This window comes from Alteromonas aestuariivivens (genome assembly GCF_003367475.1).
Classification (GTDB): domain Bacteria; phylum Pseudomonadota; class Gammaproteobacteria; order Enterobacterales; family Alteromonadaceae; genus Alteromonas; species Alteromonas aestuariivivens.
In genome coordinates, this window is the sequence record NZ_QRHA01000007.1 from 127120 (window position 1) to 148486 (window position 21367).

Annotated in this window: 16 protein-coding genes and 2 riboswitches; of the genes, 14 read left to right on the forward strand and 2 right to left on the reverse strand. The window is 48.7% G+C overall.

The window, feature by feature from the left end; genetic code table 11:
- Nucleotides 1-243: 243 nt before the first annotated feature.
- The 8 genes from DXV75_RS10950 (at nt 244) to DXV75_RS10985 (ending at nt 11884) form a co-directional block, all read left to right on the forward strand.
- On the forward strand, nt 244-2934 hold the full coding sequence (locus DXV75_RS10950) for a TonB-dependent receptor plug domain-containing protein (protein ID WP_181898406.1): 2691 nt from the start codon (nt 244-246) through the stop codon (nt 2932-2934).
- 569 nt (nt 2935-3503) lie between these two features.
- Entirely contained in the window at nt 3504-6323 is a 2820-nt protein-coding gene (locus DXV75_RS10955) for a TonB-dependent receptor plug domain-containing protein (RefSeq protein WP_115593461.1), read from the forward strand.
- Between the two features lie 611 nt (nt 6324-6934).
- Nucleotides 6935-7699 (forward strand): DUF3450 domain-containing protein, encoded by a 765-nt coding sequence (locus DXV75_RS10960; protein WP_115593600.1) that lies wholly within the window; start codon nt 6935-6937, stop codon nt 7697-7699.
- Nucleotides 7700-7705: 6 nt separating this feature from the next.
- Nucleotides 7706-9064, forward strand: coding sequence for a MotA/TolQ/ExbB proton channel family protein (locus tag DXV75_RS10965; RefSeq protein ID WP_115593462.1), 1359 nt, complete (start codon nt 7706-7708; stop codon nt 9062-9064).
- A gap of 1 nt (nt 9065) precedes the next feature.
- Nucleotides 9066-9590 carry a MotA/TolQ/ExbB proton channel family protein gene (locus tag DXV75_RS10970; RefSeq protein WP_115593463.1) on the forward strand — a complete coding sequence of 175 codons (525 nt, stop codon included), beginning with the start codon at nt 9066-9068 and terminating at the stop codon, nt 9588-9590.
- A gap of 11 nt (nt 9591-9601) precedes the next feature.
- The gene (locus DXV75_RS10975) at nt 9602-10000 is read left to right on the forward strand and encodes an ExbD/TolR family protein (protein WP_115593464.1); all 399 of its coding nucleotides are present in this window, start codon (nt 9602-9604) and stop codon (nt 9998-10000) included.
- A 1-nt stretch (nt 10001) separates the two neighbouring features.
- Complete coding sequence (locus DXV75_RS10980) at nt 10002-10613, forward strand: energy transducer TonB (protein ID WP_115593465.1); 612 nt, start codon at nt 10002-10004, stop codon at nt 10611-10613.
- Between the two features lie 2 nt (nt 10614-10615).
- The gene (locus DXV75_RS10985) at nt 10616-11884 is read left to right on the forward strand and encodes a tetratricopeptide repeat protein (protein ID WP_115593466.1); all 1269 of its coding nucleotides are present in this window, start codon (nt 10616-10618) and stop codon (nt 11882-11884) included.
- A 57-nt stretch (nt 11885-11941) separates the two neighbouring features.
- Here the strand turns inward: DXV75_RS10985 and DXV75_RS10990 are convergent, their stop codons facing one another.
- On the reverse strand, nt 11942-14044 hold the full coding sequence (locus tag DXV75_RS10990) for a GNAT family N-acetyltransferase (RefSeq protein WP_115593467.1): 2103 nt from the start codon (nt 14042-14044) through the stop codon (nt 11942-11944).
- Between the two features lie 67 nt (nt 14045-14111).
- Here DXV75_RS10990 and DXV75_RS10995 point away from each other — a divergent pair, with 67 nt between their 5' ends.
- Nucleotides 14112-14537: an acyl-CoA thioesterase gene (locus DXV75_RS10995; protein WP_115593468.1), complete on the forward strand. Its 426-nt coding sequence runs from the start codon at nt 14112-14114 to the stop codon at nt 14535-14537.
- 9 nt (nt 14538-14546) lie between these two features.
- On the opposite strand, the gene DXV75_RS11000 is transcribed toward DXV75_RS10995, so the two are convergent.
- On the reverse strand, nt 14547-16346 hold the full coding sequence (locus DXV75_RS11000; protein ID WP_115593469.1) for a helix-turn-helix domain-containing protein: 1800 nt from the start codon (nt 16344-16346) through the stop codon (nt 14547-14549).
- Between the two features lie 179 nt (nt 16347-16525).
- A riboswitch (cyclic di-GMP riboswitch) is annotated at nt 16526-16602 on the forward strand.
- A 71-nt stretch (nt 16603-16673) separates the two neighbouring features.
- On the opposite strand from DXV75_RS11000, the gene DXV75_RS11005 reads away from it, so the two are divergent.
- The 5 genes from DXV75_RS11005 (at nt 16674) to DXV75_RS11025 (ending at nt 21353) form a co-directional block, all read left to right on the forward strand.
- Nucleotides 16674-17357 carry a hypothetical protein gene (locus DXV75_RS11005; RefSeq protein WP_115593470.1) on the forward strand — a complete coding sequence of 228 codons (684 nt, stop codon included), beginning with the start codon at nt 16674-16676 and terminating at the stop codon, nt 17355-17357.
- 116 nt (nt 17358-17473) lie between these two features.
- A riboswitch (TPP riboswitch) is annotated at nt 17474-17576 on the forward strand.
- Nucleotides 17577-17631: 55 nt separating this feature from the next.
- Complete coding sequence (locus DXV75_RS11010) at nt 17632-19686, forward strand: TonB-dependent receptor (protein WP_115593471.1); 2055 nt, start codon at nt 17632-17634, stop codon at nt 19684-19686.
- Nucleotides 19687-19695: 9 nt separating this feature from the next.
- A complete protein-coding gene (locus DXV75_RS11015; RefSeq protein ID WP_115593472.1) occupies nt 19696-19965 on the forward strand; it encodes a hypothetical protein in 270 nt (89 codons plus the stop codon).
- Nucleotides 19958-20575 carry a nicotinamide mononucleotide transporter family protein gene (locus tag DXV75_RS11020; protein ID WP_425451701.1) on the forward strand — a complete coding sequence of 206 codons (618 nt, stop codon included), beginning with the start codon at nt 19958-19960 and terminating at the stop codon, nt 20573-20575. The genes DXV75_RS11015 and DXV75_RS11020 overlap by 8 nt, the downstream gene beginning before the upstream one ends.
- Complete coding sequence (locus tag DXV75_RS11025) at nt 20553-21353, forward strand: phosphotransferase (protein ID WP_115593473.1); 801 nt, start codon at nt 20553-20555, stop codon at nt 21351-21353. The genes DXV75_RS11020 and DXV75_RS11025 overlap by 23 nt, the downstream gene beginning before the upstream one ends.
- Nucleotides 21354-21367: the final 14 nt, after the last annotated feature.

Below are 21367 nucleotides of genomic sequence, written 5' to 3' on the forward strand. Positions count from 1 at the left end.
TTTGATTGATTGCTAATTTTGTGTGGGATTGCTCTATAAATAAACGAAAAAGATCGATTTTTTTAATTTCCCTGTTAAATTTTTGTAAGTTTAAATCTGATTTAAACCCAATTTCATTCTGTGTATTGATTATTCCTATTTTCAACGTGTAGGATCCGCCGCCGGATTTTACGTGGCTAAGGATGGGCTAGTTATTTAATTAAAAAAACAGTCACTTCAAGTGGTGATACTGGGAATTTCAATATGCATTCAAAAACTAGATTATCCTATGCGATAAGACGTGCCATTTTAATTGGTACAGTATCTAGCATCTCTCTTAGTACCAACGTTTTCGCGCAGGATTCTGAAGGCGCTCAAAACTTCGAAAAAATCTCCGTAACCGGTTCACGCATCAAGCGTTCAGATACCGAAACAGCGAGCCCCGTTACCATGTTGGGGGCCGATGATATTGCGGCTCTGGGCGCAACCAGTGTCGATGGTGTTTTGCAGAAATTAACTGCAATGGGTGGAGCAATGACGAACCCTGGCATCAACAATGGTTCTGGCGGTAATGCCAGCATTGATCTGAGGGGCTTGGGCAGCCAGCGTACACTGGTGCTCGTCAACGGGCGTCGTATGATCAATTCCGGCACCGGTGCTGCTTCCACCGTTGACCTGAATACCATTCCTGTTTCCATGATTGCCCGGATCGAAGTGCTGAAAGACGGTGCTTCTGCGGTTTACGGCACTGACGCGGTTGCCGGTGTTGTCAACGTGATCCTCAAAGATGATTTTGAAGGTCTAGAAGCCAACTACAACGGTGCCATCAGCGGAGAAGGTGACGCGCAGGAAAGTTCGTTCGATATCACTCTGGGCGGCTCATCCGATCGCGGTAACTTTGTTCTGGGTATTCAGTACACCGACCGTGGCGACGCAAGCCAGGCTGATCGCAAGTTTTCCGAGTGTCCTCTGGATGAAGGCGACAATGGTTTGTTCTGTGCTGGATCAGACTACGCCGAAGGTGGTCATATTTGGAACTCCAACGTTAACGACAAAAAGGAAAGCCTGGCTGTTGACAATGGTATTAGTGGTCTTGGTGGCCAGTACCATCGTTTCACCGACGCTGATCGGTTTAACTTCAGTCAGGACAGCTACCTGTTTACTCCAATGGAGCGCTTGAACCTGACGGGTATTGCGAATTATGAACTGAACTACGACACCAAACTGTTTGCTGAGTTTACCTATACCAAACGCTGGTCAGAGCAACAGATGGCGCCTCAGCCAGTGTGGTTTGATTTTGAATACACTGAGTCGATGGGTGATGCGCTTCTGAGCCAAACCTGGGACCAGGGGGTTCGTGATGAGGACGGTGAATTTGTTTTGGATGCGCAGGGTAACCCTGTATTCACTGAAACCAACTACGCTTATGGCGACATGATTTCTTATGGCCGCCGTATGTCTGATACCGGTACCCGTGATTTTTCACAGGTTGTTGATACGGTTCGTGCTGTGATCGGAGCCGAGGGTGCCATTGGTGAATACTACTGGGATTTCTCTGCAAACTTCGGCCGCAACGATTCCGTTGACCGTTTGACCAACCTGCACAACATGGGGTCTATTCAGGACGACATTGCAACCGGCGCCTTCAATCCGATTGATCAGGCGGCATGGACAACGGAAAACATGCAGGATTATCTGTACACGGAGCAAAATTCCGGCGGTAGCCAGTTGTTTATGCTAAGTGGTTCCTTATCTGGTGAACTGTTTGAATTGCCAGCCGGTTACGCAGGCTTTGCTGCCGGATTTGAACATCGCAGCGAAAAGGCCTGGTTCATTCCGGATTCATTGACTGCCCAAGGTTTGGCCAACGATCCTAAAGTGGAACCCACTGCAGGTGGTTTTGATGTCAACGAAGCGTATCTTGAGCTTGCGTTGCCAGTGCTCGAAGGTCAATTTTTGGCTGAAAATGTGGAAGTCAGTGCCGCTGTTCGCGCGTTTGATTACAGCACATTCGGCAGCGATAACACCTGGAAGCTGGGCTTTACCTGGACCGTGAATGACCAGTTTATGTTCCGTGGTGTAGCGTCGACCGCTTATCGTGCTCCGACAGTAGATGAACTCTACTCTGGTAATTCTCCTTCATTTGAGCGGGTGACTTACCCAGGAGCCCAGGACCAGGCGGAAGTGACCGTGGGTGGCAACTCAATGCTGACTCCGGAAGAAGCCGAGACCCTGACTTTTGGCCTGGTGTTTGAACCTTCGTTCATCGATGGCGTGTCGATGACCGTCGATTACTACAACATCGATATTTCTAATGCTATCGCGACTGTGGACGACCAATTCATCGTTGACCAGTGTCTGGCATCAACCGCGAATACAGGTACAGCATTGTGTCAGTCGGCCAACGTGCGCATTGATGCAACCGGACGAATCCGTTTCAACAACCAGTTGCAAAACATTGGTTCTGAAAAGACATCCGGAGTTGACGTAAACGTGAAGTACGCTTTCGAAGCAGCTGGTCTGGATTGGAAAGCGTCTCTGGATACGACTTATCTGGATGAATACGTTGTTCAGGTAACTGGTGCGCCTGTCGATTATGCTGGCCTGATTACCTCAGGTTCAGGCGGATATGCTGATTTTAAAACCAACCTGAAACTCAATGTGACCGGTAACGACTGGGATGCAACCTACAATGCCCGTTATATTGCAGGAATGGATAGCTTCTCCTGTCTGAACGACGACAGTTGTCTGGCACCAAGCACGCCAGGTGTGGTCTACCATGACCTGAGCGCAAACTACTATCTGAACGATACAGTTACCCTGCGCGCTGGCGTTAACAATTTGTTGGACAAGCAACCGCCATACTACACAGGGAATAATGATTCCAATACCGATCCTTACACCTATGACGTATTGGGACGCAGATTCTTTGCGGGTGTGAACGTTAAACTGTAAGCATCTTCTGTATTAACGACTTTAAAAGCCGCTCACATATTTTGAGCGGTTTTTTTTTGCAACAACCGAAAAGGAGTGTCAACAAAGAGCATGAGTGACAAGCGGGCACTCGGTAATGCAAGTTGAAAGGAATAGTTCAACTGCTTATTTTTTGCGCGACGCATTTGCTTCAAAAATAGCCTGCTAAGTGCATTTTTTGGCCTGAGCAAAGATAATCCCTAGCCACCTTCTCAATTTTTGCTGAAAAAAATTAAGTTTCCAGTACAAAACACAGTCAGTCAGATTGTTGGTTTTTTGTATGAATAGGACGGGTTTGCTTACTAACTATATGTAAACCAAAATATTAAAAATCACCTTTAAAAATTGTGTAATTTATTCTTTACACAAAGGGTTGTATTTATTTGCCTGATTGATGCTTTTCTCGGCGAAATGCGGCCTGTAGTAAGTTGACGCTTTTGTTGCGATGTGGTTATTATCAATGCGAGGCTTCGACCTTAAAATAATAAGTCGTTGAAACGATTCAAAAACACACACTAACTATCTAAATTAGTGGTCCAGGGAGACTATACATGTATAAAAATACTAAACTGGCTAAGTCAGTTAAGTTGGCTATGGCTTTTGGTGCACTGTCTGCATCAATGGTTGCGTCAACTGCGGCATTGGCTCAGGAAGAGAATGCAATAGAAGAAGAGAAAGTTGAGAAGATTTCCGTAACCGGTTCTCGTATTGCACGTACTGACCTTGTAGCAACTTCTCCAATCAATGTTTTCGATGAGCAAGTTCTTGAAATTTCTGGTGTAAACGATATCCAGTCGTTCATCAACGAACTTCCTTCAGCGGGTGTGCCGGGAAGTTCCGATACTAACTCTAACTTCTCAACCGTTGCTACAGGTGTGAACACTGTTAACCTGCGTAACTTGGGTTCTACCAGAACTTTGATCCTGGTAAACGGCCGACGTCACGTTGGTGGCCTTGCGGGCAGTCCTGTTGTTGATGTCAGCATGATCCCTATGGATATGATTGACCGTGTCGAAGTCGTAACCGGTGGTGCATCTGCGGTTTACGGTTCTGAGGCGATGGCCGGCGTAATCAACTTCATCATGAAAGATGATTTTGAAGGCTTGAACGTGCACGCCCGTTATGGCGATTCAGTTGAAGGTGGTGGTATCGAACGTGATATCTCCTTCATGGCAGGCGGTAATTTCGACGGCGACAAAGGTAACGCCATCATTTACGGCGGAATCAGCGACAGTGGAATACTGAAAGCAACTGATCGTAAAATTTCAGAAGCCGATGCTGTGAACAGCTCTTTTGGCCCCAAAGGTAACTTCTTTATTGGTAACCAGCTTACCACCCTGGACGAAGATACCGGCCTGTGGAATAAACCCTTTGTTGCTGCTGAAGACGGCTTTAACCGTAACGCACGCCGCTTGATTCGTGTTCCTACCAAGCGTATTCAGTTCAATGCGAACGTTGATTACGAAGTAAATGAGCACTTAAACTTTTTCAGTGAATCAGCCTACTCTGACGTTTCCTCTGAATCCAGCCTGGAACCGACCATCATGGGTGAGTTCATCAGCGTGGGCGGTGTTCCAAACGTGAGAATGCCCCTTGACAACGCGTTTATGCCTGATGAGCTGCGCGATGCGGCCCTGGCGCTTGACCCTGACGCAACAGAGCTGGTTATGTTTCGCCGCTTCACCGAACTGGACAACCGTCGTTCCGACACTCAACGCCGTGTATTCAGAACAGCCGTTGGTGTAGAAGGCATCATCAACGATTACTGGGATTACGAGGTTTATTATCAGTACGGTAAGATGGGGCAAGACCAGGTAAACACCGGTGTTGCTAACGCGTTCAATGTATTGCAGGCATTGGATACCGAAGTGCTTGAAGACGGTACGGTTCAGTGTGCCGACGCGCTTGCCCGCAGCCTGGGCTGTGTGCCCATTAACTTCTTCGGTGAAGGGACTGTGGATGGTGCTGCGTTGGACTACGTAGCGGTTCAACCACAAACCACTTCTCGTATGGAGCAGCAAGTATTCGGAGCAACTGTAACCGGTATTGTTGCTGAGCTGCCAGCCGGTGACCTGGGAGTTGCTTTCGGTTACGAAAGACGCTCTGAAGAGAGTAGCTTCAACTCAGATGCCCTGGCACAGACAGGTCTGACTACAGGTAACACTACGCCTAACGTGACTGGTGACTACCAGGTACAGGAATACTTTGCAGAAGCCATTGTTCCTATTTTTGCTGACGCTCCTTTGATGCATTACTTGGGTCTTGAACTGGCCTATCGTTATGCTGACTATTCCACCATTGGTGGCGCAGACGCAACCAAGATTGCTGTGGATTGGCAGCCTATTGAAGACCTGAAAGTACGTGGTGGTTATTCAACTGCGGTTCGTGCTCCGTTCATCGATGAACTGTACGATCCAGGCAGCGAAACTTTCCGTAACTTTGTTGACCCATGTGCTCTCGGTGGCGCGGGCGGTGTAAGTGCATCTGGTGACCCGGATGATGTCTACACAGCGGAGTCTACCCAGGTTCAGGCGAACTGTGCGACCATTCCTGGCACAGCGACACTGGATCCATTTGCGATGAACATCCGCAGTGCTGGCGGCCTGGCTGCCGGTAACCCTGATTTGCATGAAGAAGAGTCAGAAACTGTGACCTTTGGTTTTGCTTATTCACCGTCTGCGATAGAAAACCTCAACCTTACTGTGGATTACTTCAACATCAAGATTGATGATGCGATTTCTACGTTCACTGCGCAAACCACCGTTGACCAGTGTGTCAGACAGTCCAGCTTCCCAGACAATCCTTTCTGTGACCTGGTAAGTCGTGACCCGAATACCGGTCTTGTACTTCGTATTGATGCATTGGCTATCAATGCTGCGCAATTTGAAGCGGAAGGTATTGACTTTGCAGTAGACTACAGCATAGATGTTGGCCCAGGTAACCTGCGCGCCAATGTTATTGGTAGCTACTCAACCAAGAACGAGTATACTCCGTTCATAGGTGGAGAGCCTGTTGACAGCCAGGGTGAAATTGGTGTGCCTGATCTGCGTGTTAACGCGGGCCTCACTTATCAGTGGGAAGATCTGACTGTTAACTGGTCTACCCGTTATATCGACCGCGTAAACATTGAAAATGATCGCCTGGACTTCGGTGAGATTGGTACTTACCTCTACCACGATATCCAAGCGCGCTACGTGCTTGATGCAGAAGGGAAGTACGAAGTTTACGCCGGTATCGACAACATCTTTGACAAAGAGCCGCCAGTACTTGGCCAGGGCATCCCAGGTGATGTAACTGGTACTAACACTGCTGCTGACGTTTACGATGCAATTCGCACTTACTGGTATGTTGGTGTAGAGGCGCGCTTTTAATTAGCGATTGTCCTCGAACTGGAATAAATGCATTTTAAACGTATTTAAACTGACCGAGTGTCTCTATTGGATGCCATTCAGTCATCAGTGACATGAAAGCCCCTCCCTTATTGAGGGGCTTTTTATATTTGCCGTTAGTTAAGCTGTAACACCATTTCAAAAGCGCTTTTCTCATCACACCGCATGTTTCACCATTCTTTATCTATTGTGCTGACAGATTTCAGCCAGCTTTCACCCATTGATGATTCAATAATTGTTAAACATGTGAACGATATTACATAGAAATGATGTATGTCGGCTTTGCTATCGTTAGGTAGGAGTTGGCGAACATTGCTGGGAACTGGTGCGGATTAGGCTATAATTTAGGCCGATTTTTTAAAAAGGTGGTTATCGCTTAAGCAGTTGTCTGTGTAGGCAATGCTGTTAAAAGCAGGTTACTTGACTCCTTCCGCTATTCCATGTGACTATTGGATGTTCGTAGCATTGACCGAGTCATGGCAACGGCTACCTTCCTACAACGAAAATTGTAAAAGTTTTAATACGCCCCTTGCCCGGAACTTTTCTCCGTAGCGAGGATTCAAATAAGAAATTGGTTGGGAACTATGTCCAAAATGAGCAAGAGAACTCTTATTGCTTCTACTGTCATGGGCGCATTTGCACTGACAGCTAGTACAGCCGTCTCTGCAGACCTTCTTAGCGATCTTCATAACGAAGAAGCTAAGATCCACACGGCAGCAGCAAAATCTCAAGAAAAAATCAACGCGTTATTCGAACAGTCACAGGATTTGCTGGTTGAGTATCGTCAGGTTATTGACGAAACTGAAAATCTGAAAATCTACAACGATTACATTGCCAGCCTGGTTGCTGATCAGCAACGCAGCATTGATTCTCTGCAACGTCAAATCGACAGCATCGAAGAAACCAAGCAAGGTATCGTTCCTTTGATGTTCCGCATGATCGACAGCTTAGAGAAATTCATTGAGTTGGACGTTCCAATCAACATCGACGAGCGTCGTGAGCGTGTTTCACGCCTGCGTGACCTGATGGCCAACTCAAACGTTACTGTATCCGAGCAGTTTCGTCAGGTTATCGAAGCTTATCTGGTAGAAGTAGAATACGGCACACGTATCCAATCTTATCAGGGCACCATTGACGTAAGTGGCACTGAAGTTACAGTTGATTTCTTCAATCTTGGCCGTACCGCTTTGATGGCATTGTCTCTTGATCAAAACCATGCTTGGGTTTGGGATAACGACGCCCGCGTTTGGCAAGAACTGGGTGAAGAATATCTGAACGCAGTTGTTGATGCAGTGAAAATGGCCAACAACGTCATTCCACCTGACCTCATCAAACTACCTATCAAAGCAGCGGAGTAAGTTTTAATGAAACCAGTATTTAAATCTCTCGTCGCCGCTGCGTCGTTAGCGGTATTGGCAACCGGAGCCCAGGCTCAGGAAGCGGCTAGCCTGCAGGACCTGCTTGAGCAAGTTAAGAAAAACCGTGTTTCTGAAGCACGTATTAACGAACAGCGTGAAGCTGAGTTCCGTTCTGAGCGTGCTGACAAACAAGCGTTGTTGCGCAACGCCCAGGCACAACTGAAGGCAGAGCAGGATCGTGGTGATCGCCTGCAGAAGCAGTTCTCCGACAACGAAGTTACCATGAACGACAAGGCTGCAGAGCTGGATCAGGCAACCGGTACCTTGGGTGAAATGTTCGGTGTAGTTCGTCAGGCGTCTTCTGAAGCTTACGGCCGTATTTCCATTTCAATCGTCAGCGCCCAGTATCCTGGCCGTGACGACTTCCTTGCGGAAATGTCTGAAGACTCTAAAGGTCTGCCAAATATTCATGAACTGGAAGACCTGTGGTTTGCACTGCAAACTGAAATGACTGAGTCTGGTCAGGTTGTACGTTTCAATACTCAGGTTGTAAACCTGGATGGCGGTACAAGTGAGCAGGAAGTTGTTCGTGTAGGTACCTTTAACCTGGTTGGTGAAAATGGTTACCTGACGTACGACGTAGAAAACGAAGTTGTTCAGCCTTTGGGTCGCCAACCTGACAGCCACCTGGTAGGTTCAGCACAAGATTTGCTGGATACCAAATCGGGCTTCGTACCTTTTTATGCTGACCCTTCTCAAGGCGCCATTCTGGGCCTGCTGAAGCAGAAAGCAACCATGTCTGAGCGTTATCACGCGGGTGGTGTAGTAGGTTACGTGATTACCGGTATGCTGGTAATTGGTTTGCTGATCGGTATCTACAAACTGGTAACTCTGACTGTAATGGGTGGCAAAATCCGTTCACAGCTGAAAAACCCAGGTAACCCTTCTTCTGGCAACCCACTGGGTCGTATTCTGCAGGTCTATAAAGACAACAAAGATGCAGACGCAGAAAATCTGGAGCTGAAACTCGACGAAGCAATTCTGAAAGAACTGCCTTCTATCGAAAGCGGCATCAACGTAATCAAGATTTTTGCAGCTATCGCTCCTCTGTTGGGTCTGTTGGGTACGGTTTTGGGTATGATTGCAACGTTCCAGACCATCACTCTGTTCGGTACTGGTGACCCTCGTATGATGGCCGGAAGTATCTCTATGGCTCTGGTAACTACTGCTCAGGGTATTATTGCGGCTCTGCCTCTGATTCTGACTCACAGCATTGTGGCGTCTCGCAGCAAATCTATCGTTCACATTCTGGATGAGCAAACTGCGGGTATCGTAGCTGCTCATACCGAGGCGGAGAAAGCGTAATATGGGTTACCTGATTGGATTATGGGAATCGGTCAGGGACTTTATCGCTACTGGCGGTGACGTACTTTACTTCGTTGCTGCCGCGCTCTTTCTCATGTGGGTTTTAATGATTGAGCGTTACTGGTATTTAACTGGGGTATTCCCAAAGGTGAAAAAGCAAATTATCGCCAATTGGGATGCCCGCAGTGATACCACATCATGGTATGCGCATAGAATCCGTGACGCGTGGATTTCTCAGGCGTCAAATGACCTGAACGCTAGAATGCTAATCATTCGCACATTGGTAGCAATGTGTCCGCTTATCGGCCTGTTGGGTACGGTAACCGGTATGATTGGTGTTTTTGAGACAATGGCAACCCAGGGAACCAGCAATGCCCGTCTTATGGCAGCAGGTATCTCAATGGCAACAATCCCGACAATGGCGGGAATGGTTGCTGCGTTGTCAGGGCTGTTTATCAGTTCACGTCTCGAAGCGAAGGTGAAGCTGGCGAAAGAAGGTCTGGTTGACAGCCTGCCACATCATTAGAGAGAGAGATTATGGCTCGAAAAGTCAGAACCGAGGAAGAAGATGCACAGATTGACATGACGCCCATGTTGGACATCGTGTTTATCATGCTGATCTTCTTTATCGTCACCACCGTTTTCGTTAAGGAAGCGGGGATTGAAGTGAATAAGCCTGACGCGAGCCGAGCGGTACTTCATAAGAACGCCAACATATTTATCGCCATCACTGAAGATGGCGATGTATGGCTGGACAAGCGTGAAGTGTCACCGGACAGCGTTAGAGCAAATTTAGAGCGATTGTTGACCGAGCAGCCCACAGATTATGTGATCATACAGGCTGACGTAAAAGCCAAGCATGGCCTGGTTGTTGAAATCATGGACCAGGTGAAAGCGGCAGGTATTGATCGCGTTTCGGTAGCAGCAAGGGGTTAAGATGGCACGATTTATCGTATCTATATTAATAGGTGCTGCTGTAGCATTTGGTTTGTTTGTGTTGATGGCAAAGTTGATTGAAAACTCTGCCCGCCCGGCAGACGAAGTGCCGGAAGCACCGGTAATTGATATCGTCATGCAGGAGCCGGACGACGACGTACAGACACGTACCCGTGTTCCGCCTCCACCACCGCCTCCGCCACAGCAGCCGCCGAAAATGCAGCCTGTTGAACCAGAGGAAGCTGAGCCTAATACCGACGGTTTTAGCCTCAATATTCCACAGGTTGATACCGGAGGCGTAGGCATTAACATTGGTGCAGTGGGTGCAATGCAGAGCGACGGTGAAGCAACACCAATCGTTCGTATCGATCCAAAGTATCCGCCTGAAGCTGCGCGTGATGGCAAAGAAGGCTGGGTAAGGCTTCAGTTCACCATCAACGAGGTGGGTGGAGTCGAAGACATTGAAGTACTTGATGCCGACCCCAAGCGTATTTTCGATCGTGAAGCACGTCGTGCTCTGCGCAAGTGGAAATACAAGCCTAAAATTGTAGATGGTAAGGCTGTTCGACAGGAAAACATGTTCGTACAGCTGGACTTTAAACTGGAGCAATGATCATGATGAAACGTACATTCAAAATGTCAGCCGTTGCTTTGGTGATGGGAGTTGGCTCTGTACTGGCCGCTCCTGCAGTCCTGGCACAGTCTGCTTTGCCGGTTGAATGCCCGGGTTACGAGCGCGGTAAAACGCAGCTGGTTGGCGAGCGTACTGGTAAGAAGGTTAACGCGGCTTTTGAAGCATACAACCAGGACCTGGTAGACGAAGCTTTGCAAATTCTGATCGACATTGATCCTTCAGATGATTTTGATAAGGCTTACGTTGGTCGCTTCATCGGTAATTTGCTTGCAGCAAAGGAAGGCGAGGGTACAAAGGCACTTGGATATCTGAAAAGTGCCGTTGAACCAAAAGTACTGAACGATACCGAACATTCTCAAACACTGAAGTTGTTGGGTGATTTGAGTATGCAGGAGCAGAAGTACACTGATGCCGTAAAGTGGTACGACAAATGGATGGAGTTTACCTGTAAACAGGATCCTGACGTTTACACTCGTATGGGGCAGGCGTTTTACGAGTCCAAACAGCTGGATAAAATGATTGAGCCACTGGACAAAGCCATTGCTTTGTACGAAGAGCCCAACAAGAATCCGTACGTCCTGAAGCTTACTTCGTTCTATGAACGTAAGATGTACCCTCAAACGGTAGCCGTAGCAGAAGAACTGGTTCGCCATTTCCCTGAAACGGGTCGTTGGTGGTCGCAGCTTGGGTTGTTCTACATGCTGGTGGAAGACTACAAGAAGGCACTGTCTACGTTTGAGATTGCGTATCAGCGTGGATTCCTTGATAAGGAAAACCAAATCAAGGCATTGGCACAGTTGTACTCGACCAATGATATTCCTTACAAAGCTGCCAAGCTTTTGGAAAAGCACGTCGCTTCAGGCATGTTGAAAGACGATGCTGAAATGCTGGCAAATATTGCTAACTCCTATCACCAGTCCAGAGATTATGTGACTGCAGCTAACTATTATGCAAAAGCTGCGGAAAAAACTCAGGATCCGGAGTACTACCGTAAGCAGGGCACCTTGCTGCTGGTTGCGGAAGATTACAAAGGAGCCATCAAGGCATTGCAGAATGCCCTTGAGCGTGGTGCGGACGATGTGGGTAAAATCCACTTCTCTTTGATGGAAGCGAATTTCTACGCGGGTGACTTTAAAGGTGCTTATGAGCACGTAGTTGAAGCGAAGAAAGACAAAACCATACGCCGTAACGCGGCTGCATGGGAACCTTATATCAAGGAAAAAGCAAAGAACCGCGGTATTTCCTTATAATCGCGTTTAGATGAAAAAAGCCCCTGATTAAGGGGCTTTTTTGTGTCTGCGTATTTTTCAAGATTCACCGCTGAACAAATCGGGGTAAACGCGTTTTAGTTCCAATCGTATAGCATTTATAAACTCCCTGTGTCCCTTCATCCGGTGTCGTTTCACCAGTTCGGGGATTGTTAACCGGTTAAGGAACGTATCTGCAATTATTGGGGAAACCCGGGTATTCACCGAGGTGCGATAAGCGATCCAAAATCCGCTTCCTCCCATCTGTTCCAGATTACGGAAGCCTGCAACGAACTGTTTAACTCGCCTCAGATGCAAGGCTTCGGCTATTGGGTGGGTAAATTGAGCGCCGTTTATAATTGTGGAATGTGTGCCATTTAAAGACGCACCATAGCCATTCTGTGCGTCATAGCATCCTAGGGCGGTAATGTAATCGTGGTTTAGCCTGCCGGTGCTCATGCCCATTAGAATGCTCTTTTCTCCACTGGATTTATCAGGTTTATGACCAATGCGGTAGATACCAAAATTATTTCTTTCCCAAAAACGAATAAGGGGTCTGGTTGCGCCGAATGACGTGATGACCGCGTCGATGTTTTGTGTTCGGGCCAGCTCAGTAATGTGAGCCAACAGTTGGCTCCCGAGACCCTTGTGTTGCAGGGAAGGAACTACCGCAACGCGATTTATTCGCCAGTAGTTAAGGCATGCTATGGCTGGGTCCGCACTGATTAGTGCTAGAGCCTGGGCACCAAGGTGGCCTTTAACCCTGCGCTTGCCGCTTGCAATGCCGTCAGCAACTTCTTTCAGTTTGAAACCGCCTTCGACGCTTAGAGCGGCCGCCCCAATCAGCCTTTCACCCTGTTCCATGGTAATACATAGGCTGTCGGGTGAATCTGCAAGTCGCATCATATCGTCTGGAGTGGTCTGGTAGTGCGCGATTTTGAGCAAACTCATTGTTTGCAGCAGCAGCGCATCATCCATTTCGGAAAAGGGCAGGCAGCGGATTCGAAAAGTTTCAACGGATGGTGCAGGGAGCTCTCGGCTTGCTGATTCATAGTTAAGCCATCGGTTTAGAAATGGTTCGATAAAGTCGTTATCTGACCAGCGGATCGGCGCGGTTAGTTCAAAACCTGCAATCTGATAACGGCGTTTCAGCCAAGGTATGAAACGGGTCAAAAAGCCTTGGCCGGAACCCTCGTAACCGGAGGTTGTAGTGGCAAGCAGCAATTTTTCACCTTTTGGACAAAGTGCTTTTAGTACTGGCAAAGGCAGTGATGCAGCTTCATCAATGATTAACATTGCATGAGTCTGGTTTAACATTTTTGGGTTGTCTGGAGCCAGCCAGGTGACCCGTGCTTTGGTGCCAGTGTGTTCATAACATCGCTTGGTTAACATGCGGTATTGATGGGTTGTTGTAGAAAATGCGGCAAAGAAACTGTTGGTTGAATCCTGTAGGGGGCCAACCAAGGTGACATTCGTACCCCTGTTCAGGAATTGCTGTGCTATCAGACCAAGTAAATAGGATTTCCCACGCCCTCGGGGGGCAGATAATGTTACTACCCGGGAATGGGTATCGAATGCTGCCAATATAGCCTGATAGACTTGGGCCTGCTCCGAATTTGCAAAGTTGTCTTTACGGTATTGATGGTTATCGGAAGTTCGGCGAGGAGCCAGTTTCAGGTTGTTTTCCTGCCATATTGAAACATGGGTCTCTGATTTAAGTCCGGTAACAAAGCTCGCTATTGTGCGGCTTCGTTCGAGTATATGGCCAAAGCTTAAAAAATGTGGGGGGGCGGTGCTGCGGTGTCTGGGCCAGTCGTCAAATGGCGGACACAGGATAATCATGCTGCCCGCACCTTTAAGTGTGCCGGAAAGGGCAAGTAGCGCATTTGGGCGAAAGTCACAAAAGGCATCGTAAATCACGATGTCGTACTCCTGCCCCAATACGTTGCGATAAAGGCGCACTGGTCGTTGGATATCACCGGCATCGGGCAGGTTACCGAGCACGCAGATTTTGTGCTCCTCATTCAATAGGGCTATTAAAGCGGTTGCCTGCCTGTAGCACCAATCACGTCCGGCGCTGATGATTAAGAGCTGGCGCCGAAATTCACGCGTGTCGTGCTGCAGCGGCAGGCGTATCCATTCCAGTACGCTCTCAAAAGCCATGAACACCCATATTGAATTAACGTATAATTAAAAATGCAATTTTAACCACTATTAAAAAGGAATACGAATGCGCTTTTTATCCCGGCGACTGGTAATGCCCAGTGATCTTAATTATGCCGGTTCCTTATTTGGCGGCAGGGCCCTGGAATGGATTGATGAAGAGTCAGCCATATACGCTATCTGCCAGCTTGAAACCAATTGTCTGGTTACTAAGCACATAGGGGCAATCTCTTTTGAATCTCCGGCAATGCAGGGGGATATTGTGGAGTTTGGTCTTGAAACTCAGTCTGTGGGCCGAACTTCCATCACGGTTACCTGCCTGGTACGAAACAAAGCGACCAAGAAAACCATTTGTCTGGCGGATGACATCGTGTTCGTGAAGCTTGATCCCGAGACCCGGGAACCGGCGCCCCACGGCAAGACTCTGGAAGGGCTAAAAGCGCAAACTGAAAGGGAACTTCGCAGCCTTAATCTGTATCCGAGCGAAAGCTAACAGCCGGGGTCAGGCGACAGTGCGCCAGCTTTCCAGTGTTTCGCTGATGCAACGACGTTGTTCACTGGGCAGTTCTCTAACAGGTTCAAGTTGTGGCTGGAGTTGTTGATGAGTGGGCATGAAGGCCAATTCGGTAAAAGCCACCTGATGACACAACTGAATCTGACGTTCTATGGTCTGCTCTGCTGAGCTGGTAGGGTGCTGACATAACTTCCACAATTGCTGGTTAAGAACACTGTCGTATCCCCAACGCATCAGCATGAGCGTCGTGGCTCCGTACAGGCAAACACCATAAAGCTCGTTTAACTGACTGACAAATGAAGCAAAGCTTTCGGTTTGATTCCACAATTTTATTGCGCCATCCGCAAATGCGCAGTCTTCGTGAAATACGAGGAATACCGATAGCATGCCAAACAAAAGAGCCTGTTGAACCCATTCTTTTTCATCGGAGTTGATTTGCCGGTAACTAAATGCTTTCGAGTACAGTCTCTCGCTGAGTAACATGCTGTCAGTCAGTGTATTGACCTGTTCAAACCGACATTGCTGAGTAAGTATCTGCTGCGCAGCAAAAACCAGAGCGAGGTGCTTGACCGTTTGTAGCCCCAAATTCCGGCCGATGGCCTGTTCGAGGTTTTTGGGCGTCTGCCCGTAAATTGCCCGGCTGGCTTTACTCATGATGTGGGCGTGGAATATTGGATCCTGGCGTACCAGTTCCGAGACCTGTTCAAGGGTTGTGTGTTCTTCCGGTAAGTTGATAAGAGCCTGTATGGTTGTTGGTAGAGGCGGAAAATGTTCAACCAGTTCCAATAATTTGTCATTGCCGCGGCGAAAACGCAGTCGACTTCCCAGCATTCTCAACTGGCCGGCGCTGATTCCGGTGTGGTCCTTAAAACTCCGATCCAGTGATCGGCGATCAGAAAAACCCAAATCCTGCGCAATGGTGTCTACCTTTTCTCCGCATAGCAGCATTTTGCAGGATTTGTCGTGGATAAAATCTTTGAGCAAGGCGCTGAAACTCAGCTTCTCCTGGCGCAAACTGCGTCTGAATACCGATTCGCTCATTTGCAGGCGCTCAGCCGCCCAGTCTGCCCGGATCCGGGCGGGACTCTGAGCCTCGCTGAATACTGCCATCAAAGCCTTCTGCAGACTGGGTTGCTCGCTGGCTTTGTACTCAGGTTTGAGCATGCTTTTGAGTTTTGCGCTGTAATAAAACGAAGGCCTGCTTAGCCATTTGTTACTGATAGTGAGTGACCACTTTTCATTGGGGGCCTGGACCCCGGAGCTTAGCACTGACAATATTGGATGGGGGCAAGGGGTAATGTCATTGGCGACCCCCAAAGCGTGAACATCAAATTTGTGTCCGGCAAGATGACGAAACAGGCACAAAAGGAAATAGCACTTTAATACCTGGGATAGCGGAGACTGGCTTGAACGCCATTCAAGCACGGTATTCTCATCACACCTATCAAAGTGAAATTCGCAACTTTCTCCAAACAGACTGTCGCCGTAAGCAGCTAATTCCTGTAAGCACTCACTAACGTCTTTTAGGGCAGTGAAGTAGAGGGTTGTGTTGCCCATACGGTTGAAGTCGAGATAACAGGAGAGTTTTTTTGCGAATTCGGATTGCAGCGCCTGAGGGCACAGCAAAAACAGTAAACCATCGAGGTCGGCAGCACTCAGTTGCTCCTGCTCAATTTTTGGCAATGCTTCGATAGCCTGTATATCCTGATCGTTGTCAATGCCCATGTCTCGTCGCATACTCAACAAGGCCCGGACAATCGCTGACCAAAACAAGCCATTTATTTTCACAAGTGCACCTCTTGCTGCTCATCATACAAAAATCAATCGCAGTCAAGTTCCAATATACGCAACCTTGATAAAAATCACACCTATCTGCGTATAAAAATGTCCTAGAAGATGCTCAAAACTGTCCTATGTCTGTCTGATGATTGAATTTATTCTTCGGTTTCAGAAATAGATATCAGGTTTGTTTCTGTCGCCAAACTTATCGTGAGGTAAGGACGGAAAGCCACGGGTCTTGACGCAAGACAGCCGGGTTGCAGTGGAATTGCTCAGAGCTCTGAATCTGGCCGCGCCAATTTCAGACAAATAACTTACGCTGCAAGGATTGATTTGATGAAGCGAATGATTTTCCCGTTAATACTGGTTGTGGGTTATTTTGTCGGTACCCCGGCATCAGCAGCCGTCATCAAAAATTATGGTTTGGATTTTCAGGGCGCTGAACTTACCGCCTATGACTACAACAACCAGAATCAGGGTACCTACAGTGTATGGGACCATCAGGGCTCCGTATTGTCACTGTCCGAAAATGCCTGGTTTACACTGAATTTGTCACAGTACTGGGGATTGGATTCCATCAACCTGGATGATCCGTTAACCCAGTGGCTGATCAGTTTTGATTTTTTTGTGAAAGACCGGAATGACTCCGGCCTGTCTCCTGAAATTGCTGGCCTGATGTTTGCGGATTTCAGCCAAGGCGTCACTGAGCCTCAGGAGAATCGCACCTTTAATCTGTATGGTACCCAAAAATTTGGGTACGACAACTTCTCCTGGGACGGCTCAGGTTGGTGGGTATCATACAGTTTTACCCTCGATGAGTTTATGTCGGGTCTCGTGACTGACCTGGTGTTCATCAATGATTGTGACGGCAATGTGGCTAGTGATAATTGCGGCGGTACCAATGCCCGCTTTAAAGATGTAGTACTGAAACAGGTAACTGAACCTACCCCAGTTCTTTTCTCTCTGATTGCGTTGGCTGCAATAGGCTGGCGACGGGCTCGCTACCGGATTTTTGGCTAGCTGTCTGCCCGGAGCCTGCAGGTTCCGGGTTTCCCCTTTCTGCATTTTACGTTAAATGAGAATAACTTGACGTTTTAATCCGTACTGATAGACTCTCGCTGCTGCTGGTTTAATCAGCAGCTGCCAAGGGGTGCCTAAACCGGCTGAGATCCGCGACTTGCGGGAACCCTGCAACCTGATCCGGATAATGCCGGCGTAGGGATGGTCTAAATCACAAGCCTATTCGTTTGCCGTAACGCCGGGTCCTTTTTCTGTTTAAGATTAAGAGATCCATATGAAAACAACCTTTATCGTGCTATCTGCACTGGCCTCCAGCGCGCCGCTGTCAGGTCAGGAAAATCAAATTGAACGCGTAACCGTCACTGGCGATTTTCGTCAGGTTACTCTCGATCAACTCAGCGCTAGCGCTTCTGTGCTTGACGCAACACGTTTGCAAAGCCGACAGGCTGACCATCTCGACAGTATCCTCAACTTGGCCCCCAATGTGAATTTTGCTAGTGGTGCATCGAGAGGGCGCTTCATACAAATTCGTGGTATTGGTGAACGCAGCCAGTTCGCCGAACCCATTAACCCATCGGTGAGCTTCCTCATAGACGATTTCGATTTTTCCGGGTTGGCCGCAGCTGGCCTTCTGTTTGATAACCAGCAGGTGGAAGTCTATCGCGGCCCTCAGGCCACCCTGTTTGGAACTGGTGCCTTGGCCGGTGCGGTGAAAATTGTCAGCACTGCGCCAACTTCAGAGCCTCAGGGATACGGAGAAGTTCGTATTGCAAAGCAAAATACCTATCGTTTTGAAGGTGGAGCAGGGAGGGCTTTAAGCGACAATATCCAGCTACGGGGAGCCTTTTTGCACAATCAGAGTGACGGATTTGTTACCAATACCTATTTGGATGAGGCCAGCAATGATCTTAATGAAACTGCCGCCCGGCTGGCTCTAAACTGGCAACCTGGCACAGCTTCTGAACTGGCACTCAGCTATCGGTGGTATGACATCGACAACGGCTACGATGCTTTTTCACTGGATAATGATCGCAATACCCGCTCTGATGAGCCGGGTTTTGACGAGCATCAGACACACGCCGTGAGCGCCAATTTTTCGCACCAGTTCGCGCCCGGTGAATTACGGATTATTGCCACCCATGCCAGCCATAATATTGCCTACGGCTATGATGAAGACTGGACGTATAGCGGATTCCACCCATGGGGGTACACATCTTTCGATGCCTATTACCGGGAGGTGGATACCCAAACGCTGGAAGCTCGTTTCAGCTCTTCTGAATCAGCCCGCTTATTTGCCGGCAGCACATCCTGGGTCATTGGCGCGCACCTGAAATCCAGCGATGAAACCTTGCTTAGGCAATACACCTATGCCGACAGTGATTTCAGTAGCAACTATTCACCCACCACAACCGCTGTTTACGCCCAAACCCAGACGCAACTCACTCCGGTGCTGAGCCTGGTAGTCGGACTTCGGGCCGAAAATTACGGTTTCGACTACCGGGACAATCGCGGACTGAACAATGGCGACGACACAGACATGCTGGGCGGCAAGCTGGCATTGCAGTACACCAGCGGTGAACATTTCTGGTATGCCAGTGTTTCCCGTGGATATAAGGGCGCTGGTATTAACCCGGATGAGCGAGTCAGTGAAGAAAAGCGCTTCTTCGACGCTGAATATAACTGGAATTATGAACTGGGCGTTAAAGGGCCGCTGTTTAACGATGCTCTGATGGCCCGTGCTGCCATATTTTATATGGATAGGGAAAATACCCAGGTGGCAGATTTTGATTTACACGAGCGTGAAGACGCCCCAGTTGGGTTCATTGACATTATTGGCAACGCCGATGTAGGCACTAACCAGGGCGTTGAGCTGGAACTGAGCTGGCAACCCAGTGATGCCTGGCTGGTTCAGTCGAGTATTGGTTACCTGGATGCCAGCTTTGAGGGATATCAAACAGCTGATGGTAATTTTGTTGAAAAGCAGCGCCAGGCTCAATCTCCTGAATACACCGCTAACCTGTTCAGCGAATGGCAGATGACCGATAGCTGGCTTTGGCGGTTAGACATGGATTACAAGGATGACTACCGCTTTTCAGACGGTCACGACGTGACTTCTCCTGCGACGACCCTGGTAAATTCAGAGCTGGTGTGGTTGCAGCTGGCCTGGGAGACCAGTCTGTGGGTGAAAAATGTCTTCGACCGCACCTATTACATAAGGGGCTTTGGCGGTTTCAGTAACGACCCGAGAGACTATTATGAGTTTAATGAGCCTTACTACCAGCTGGGTGATGGTCGCCAGTTTGGGGTTACGGTTCGGTATCAGTTTTAGGAGGCAGTCATGCAGGTAATGGTAGAAATATCTTTGTATCCGCTTGTGAATGAATTCATTCCGCCTATCCAGGATTTCATTGACCGTCTGAATGGCTACTCGCAGTTGTCGGTATTCACATCGTCAACCAGTACCCAGGTTAGCGGCGATTATCAGACAGTGGTGCGCATTTTGGGAGAAGAAATGGAGAAAACCCATCGGTCGGTGGGGCAGGCAATCTTTGTGACCAAGTTTCTTAATTTCGACGCCATGCAATCGCGTCAATCTCAGGGTGATTGAATTGGTGCAGCAGTTTGTGAATCAGATTGCCGCCACATCATTGGCGGAGTGGCTGGCGGTGGTGCTGGCTCTTGCCTATGTGTGGCTGGCTGCCCGCCAAAACAGCTGGTGCTGGTTGTGTGCATTTGTCAGTACCTCTATTTACACTTGGCTGTTCTGGCAGGTTACTCTGCCATTCCAGGCAGCGCTGAACGTTTTTTATATGGTTATGGCGGTTTATGGTTATTACCAATGGGGCAAGGAGAGCAGTGCTGATACGGGGATCCGAAGCTGGCCATTGTGGTGGCATCTGCTACTGATTCCGGCTTTATGGCTGGCTGCGCTGGGTTTGGCTAACCTTGCCGCCAGCCAGTTTTCCAGTCAGCACCTGTGGCTCGATGCCAGTATTCAGCTCTTCAGCGTGATAACCACCTTTATGGTTGCTCACAAGGTACTGCAAAACTGGCTGTACTGGGTGGTGATCGATATTGCCTCAGCCTATTTATGCTTGCAGACTGGCCTGCTTCTGTCAGCCTGCCTGTTTTTGGGTTACGTGGGGTTTGCTGTTTACGGATACTGGCAGTGGAACCGTGAATGGGAGGGGCAATATGCTACCGAAGGCCCTCACTGAGCCGGTAACCCAGGTATTGGGGCTTTCTCCCAGCGCGCAATGGTCTCAAATGGAAAGCGGCGCGGTCAATCGGGTCTGGCGGCTAAAAGACGGCGAAGGCGACTGGGTGGTGAAATGGCTCGGAGGTGATAATTTCAGCGGGTTGGACCGTAACCGTCAATTCGGGTTGCAACAGCAACTGGCACGTTTGGGCCTGGCTCCGGCACCGATATGGAAGAGTGCGGATGCTTCAGTGTGGGTTGAAAAATGGGCAGAACCAAAACGTCCTTCCTGTTTGGTAAACAATGAACCGGCTTTGGTGGCCGGCAGGGTGCTTGCTACTATTCACCAACAGCAGATAGATGCTGAAGTGCTGGACTTGCCCGGCCGATGGCAGCATTACATCGAACTGGCTCAGCTGGGCCGTACCGACCCAATCCGACATGTCGTTACCACTCTTACGCAGCAATGGCTGGAGCAGGACAAGCAAAATTATGTGCTGTGCCACAATGACTTGTCGTTCGGACACATTGTGGATGATATGCGGCCCTGTGTGGTGGACTGGGAATATGCTGCGCTGGGTAATCGTTTCTTTGATCTCGCCAGTTGCAGCCTGATTAACAACATGACAGAACGCCAACAGCGCCAAATGGAAGAGGAATACGCACGGAGTGCACAGTTGTCGGCCCAGTGGGTTGGAGAACAACTGGCAAGCCACCTGCCTATTGTGCAACTGACTACCCAATTGTGGTTTAAAGCCATGCAACGGACTTCTGGTAATGCTGTTGATGCCGGTTAACGTGGATTTTTGCC

Coding starts and splice junctions, on each gene's coding strand:
- DXV75_RS11015 (WP_115593472.1), top strand. CDS start 19,696: ATGCAGGTAATGGTAGAAATATCTTTGTATCCGCTTGTGAATGAATTC.
- DXV75_RS10990 (WP_115593467.1), bottom strand. CDS start 14,044: ATGGCTTTTGAGAGCGTACTGGAATGGATACGCCTGCCGCTGCAGCAC.
- DXV75_RS11025 (WP_115593473.1), top strand. CDS start 20,553: ATGCTACCGAAGGCCCTCACTGAGCCGGTAACCCAGGTATTGGGGCTT.
- DXV75_RS10960 (WP_115593600.1), top strand. CDS start 6,935: ATGAGCAAGAGAACTCTTATTGCTTCTACTGTCATGGGCGCATTTGCA.
- DXV75_RS10955 (WP_115593461.1), top strand. CDS start 3,504: ATGTATAAAAATACTAAACTGGCTAAGTCAGTTAAGTTGGCTATGGCT.
- DXV75_RS11010 (WP_115593471.1), top strand. CDS start 17,632: ATGAAAACAACCTTTATCGTGCTATCTGCACTGGCCTCCAGCGCGCCG.
- DXV75_RS10980 (WP_115593465.1), top strand. CDS start 10,002: ATGGCACGATTTATCGTATCTATATTAATAGGTGCTGCTGTAGCATTT.
- DXV75_RS10950 (WP_181898406.1), top strand. CDS start 244: ATGCATTCAAAAACTAGATTATCCTATGCGATAAGACGTGCCATTTTA.
- DXV75_RS11005 (WP_115593470.1), top strand. CDS start 16,674: ATGAAGCGAATGATTTTCCCGTTAATACTGGTTGTGGGTTATTTTGTC.
- DXV75_RS10985 (WP_115593466.1), top strand. CDS start 10,616: ATGATGAAACGTACATTCAAAATGTCAGCCGTTGCTTTGGTGATGGGA.
- DXV75_RS10995 (WP_115593468.1), top strand. CDS start 14,112: ATGCGCTTTTTATCCCGGCGACTGGTAATGCCCAGTGATCTTAATTAT.
- DXV75_RS10970 (WP_115593463.1), top strand. CDS start 9,066: ATGGGTTACCTGATTGGATTATGGGAATCGGTCAGGGACTTTATCGCT.
- DXV75_RS10965 (WP_115593462.1), top strand. CDS start 7,706: ATGAAACCAGTATTTAAATCTCTCGTCGCCGCTGCGTCGTTAGCGGTA.
- DXV75_RS10975 (WP_115593464.1), top strand. CDS start 9,602: ATGGCTCGAAAAGTCAGAACCGAGGAAGAAGATGCACAGATTGACATG.